This is a genomic window from Streptomyces corynorhini, from assembly GCF_003346515.1.
Taxonomy (GTDB): Bacteria; Actinomycetota; Actinomycetes; order Streptomycetales; family Streptomycetaceae; genus Streptomyces; species Streptomyces corynorhini.
Genome location: NZ_QQNA01000415.1, coordinates 1 through 3,505 on the forward strand (window position 1 = coordinate 1; position 3,505 = coordinate 3,505).

4 protein-coding genes are annotated in these 3,505 nt (G+C 72.1%); 2 read left to right on the forward strand and 2 right to left on the reverse strand.

The window, feature by feature from the left end:
• Both DVH02_RS33755 and DVH02_RS33760 read right to left on the reverse strand, forming a co-directional pair.
• A partial coding sequence (locus DVH02_RS33755; protein WP_114627643.1) for an MFS transporter occupies positions 1-953 on the reverse strand: 953 nt, incomplete at its 3' end.
• Between the two features lie 206 nt (positions 954-1,159).
• Positions 1,160-1,810 (reverse strand): TetR/AcrR family transcriptional regulator, encoded by a 651-nt coding sequence (locus tag DVH02_RS33760; protein WP_114627644.1) that lies wholly within the window; start codon positions 1,808-1,810, stop codon positions 1,160-1,162.
• 95 nt (positions 1,811-1,905) lie between these two features.
• Here DVH02_RS33760 and DVH02_RS33765 point away from each other — a divergent pair, with 95 nt between their 5' ends.
• Both DVH02_RS33765 and DVH02_RS33770 read left to right on the forward strand, forming a co-directional pair.
• Positions 1,906-2,958, forward strand: coding sequence for an NAD(P)-dependent alcohol dehydrogenase (locus tag DVH02_RS33765; protein WP_114627645.1), 1,053 nt, complete (start codon positions 1,906-1,908; stop codon positions 2,956-2,958).
• Positions 2,959-3,032: 74 nt separating this feature from the next.
• Positions 3,033-3,505, forward strand: a 473-nt coding sequence (locus DVH02_RS33770; RefSeq protein ID WP_114627646.1) for an MFS transporter, incomplete at its 3' end; no start/stop codon positions are given.

Consider the following 3,505-nt stretch of genomic DNA (forward strand, 5'->3'; position numbering starts at 1 on the left):
AGCTGCTCCAGTTGCCCGAGGCCGTATCCGGTCGCCTCGGGCAACTGGAGCAGCTGCGGCAGCACGAGCGAGATCGCGTAGAAGGCGACACCGACCATGATCGAGGTGAGGTTGGTGAGCAGCACCTCGCGCCGCGCGGTGGTGCGCAGATTGACCAGCGGGGCGGAGCTGCGCAGCTCCATCAGGCCCCAGAGCACCAGCACGACCACCGCCAGCGCGAACAGTCCGACGGTGGTGGGCGAGGTCCAGCCCCAGTCGCTGCCCTTGGTGATCGGCAGCAGCAGGGCGACCAGTCCGGTCGACAGGCCGATCGCGCCCAGCCAGTCGAACGTGCCACTGGCCCGCACCGAGGACTCCGGTACGAAGAAGACGGTCAGCAGCATCGACACCACGCCGAGCCCGGCTGCCCCGAAGAACAGCGCGTGCCAGTCGGCGTTCTGGGCGATCAGCCCGGCGACGGGCAGCGCGAGTCCGCCACCCACCCCGATCGACGAACTCATCAGCGCCATCGCGGAACCGAGCTTTTCGCGCGGCAGCTCGTCGCGCATGATGCCGATGCCGAGAGGTATCGCGCCCATCGCGAAGCCCTGGAGCGCCCTCCCGGCGATCATGACGACGAGATCGTCGGTGAACGCGCAGACGAGCGAGCCGACCACCATGACGGCGAGGCTGGCGAGCAGCATCCGCCGCTTGCCGAAGAGGTCGCCGAGCCGCCCCATGATCGGGGTGGACACGGCGCCGGCCAGCAGGGTCGCGGTCATGACCCAGGTGGCGTTGGCGGGCGCCGTGCGGAGCAGGGTCGGCAGATCCTTGATGACGGGAACGAGCAGGGTCTGCATCACCGCGACGGCGATGCCCGCGAAGGCCAGTACGGGGACGATGCCCCCGGTGCCGGGGGCCTGCGGATCCGGGGGCATCGTCCCGGGCTGCTGATCGGTCGTCGTCTGCGGCATTCGTGCGGCCTCCGGGAAGGGAGTGGGGGAACGGGTGAGGGGTCCTGGCACAGCTGACGGCCCGGCGCCCGCGCCCGTACCGCGCGCGGAGCAGCCCGACCGCCAAGTCGTTGCCCTATGAAACCTTCTAGCTCAACCCGCCATGGTGCCGCCCTATTCCGACGAACGCGTTACGAACAGATTCCGTCGGTCGCGGGCAGATCCTGTCAGTCCTGACCAGCTGGGCGGGCGCTGGGACGGGCCACCCGGAACGCTCCTGAGACCGCTTCGAACAGCGCCTCCCGGCGGCGCTCGTGGTCCGCCGACGGGTCGTCGGGGGACGCGGCGTCCGACAGACCGGCGGCGGACCAGGCCAGGGCCATCGCGATCACCAGCGTCAGCACGTCCCGGGGCGCCATCGCCCCGGTCAGCAGACCCGCGCGCTGCGCCCCGGCGATCGCCTCCACCTTCCGCCCGACCGCCGCCGTCCGGGTCGCCGCCGTCCCGGTCGTCGCCGTCCCGGGCTTCGCGTCGCCGGTCGTCGCGTCGCCGGGCGTCACCCGTTCCAGCCGCGCCCAGGCGGCCAGCCGGACCAGCTCGGGCCGGGCCAGCGCGGCGTCGTAGAGGCCCACCGCGTAGCGCGGGAGATCGTCGGCGGTGAACGGGGTCGCGTCCACGACGGCGTCCGCGTGCATCCGGAAGACCGCGTCGAAGAGGCCCAGCTTGTCGCCGAAGTAGGCGTACAGCTGCGCCTTGTTGACGCCCGCCCCGGTCGCGATCCGGTCGACCCGGGCGCCCGCGATCCCGTGGGCGGCGAAATCGGCGGTGGCGGCGGCGAGGAGGCGCCTGCGGGTGGACTCGGCATCGTAGACACGCATCCGGCCAGGATAACCAACCAGTTGGTTTGACAGGGGGAAGGGGCAGGTCTATTTTCCAACTATCTGGTCAGTTTTATTACTGAGGGAGATTTTCCGTGACGGTACGTGCTTACGCGGTGGAACGGGCGGGCGGACCCGTCCAGGTGCACACCTACGACGCGGCGCCGCTGGGACCGCTCGACGTCCTCGTCGCCGTGACCCACTGCGGCGTCTGCCGCACCGATGTCGGGATGGTCGACGACGAGTGGGGGATCTCGGCGTACCCGGTGGTCGCGGGCCACGAGGCGATCGGCGTGGTCGAGGCCCTGGGTGACGGGGTCGACCGCGGCCGGCTGACGGTCGGACAGCGGGTGGGCGTGGGGGCGACCGCCGGGTCGTGCTTCGCCTGCGAGTGGTGCCTGAGCGGGCGCCAGCAGCTCTGCCCGGCGAAGGACAACACGGCGGTCCGGGGGGACGGGGGCGCGTTCGCCAGCCATGTCCGCGCCACCGACTGGCGGCACGTGTACCCCATCCCCGACGCCATCGCATCGGAGCACGCGGGACCGCTGCTGTGCGCGGGCACGACCGTCTTCGCCCCGCTCGTGCGGCAGGGGATCCGGCCGACCGACCGCGTCGCCGTGGTGGGGATCGGCGGTCTGGGCCACCTGGCGATCCAGTTCCTGGCGGCATGGGGCTGCCATGTCACCGCCGTCTCCTCGACGCCGGACAAGGAGGCCGACGCCCGCCGGTTCGGCGCGCACGCGTTCGTGGCGACGGGCGGGGCGACGGGCGTCCCAACGGGCGTCCCAACGGGTGGGGGTACGGGCCTCGCGGCGGTGGCGAACTCGTTCGACCACATCCTCTCGACGGTCTCCGCGGACCTCCCGTGGGACGCCTACCTCGCCACGCTCCGCCCGCACGGCACGCTCTGCGTCCTCGGCGTCTTCGACGGCACGATGACCCTCAGCCCGCTGAGCCTCGTACCCGGCGAGCGGCGCATCGTCGGCGGAGTCACGGCACCCCCGGCACAGACGCGCCAGATGCTCGACTTCGCGGCCCGGCACGGCATCCGCCCGACGGTGGAGACCTTCCCCGCCGCGCGCCTGGACGAGGCGCTGGAACACGTACGGCGCGGACGCGCGCGCTACCGCGCCGTGGTCGAGTTCTGAGCCCGCCGTCCGTACCCGAGGCCGGAGGTCCTAGGCCCCGAATCCGATGTACGGACCGGTCGGCACCTGCGACCATGACGGCCATGTCCCGAGCCCCGGCGAAAGCCTCACCCGCCCATATATCCGCGCCCGCGAGAGCCCCCCGTACCTGGGCGGTGGTGCTCATCGCCTGCGCGGGACAGTTCCTCGTCGTTCTCGACGTCTCCGTCGTCAACGTCGCGCTGCCCTCGATGCGCACGGATCTGGGGCTCTCCGCCACGGGGCTCCAATGGGTGCTCAACGCCTACTCGATCGCCTTCGCCGGGTTCATGCTGCTCGGCGGTCGCGCGGCGGACCTCTTCGGCCGGAAGCGGACGTTCCTGACGGGGCTCATGGTGTTCACCCTGGCGTCCCTCGCGGGCGGACTCGCCCAGGAGGGCGGGCAACTGCTCGCCGCCCGCGCCGTACAGGGGCTGGGCGCGGCCGTACTCGCCCCCGCGACGCTCACCCTCCTGACCGCCGCCGTACCGGCCGGACCCGCCAGGACCCGCGCCATCGCCACCTGGGC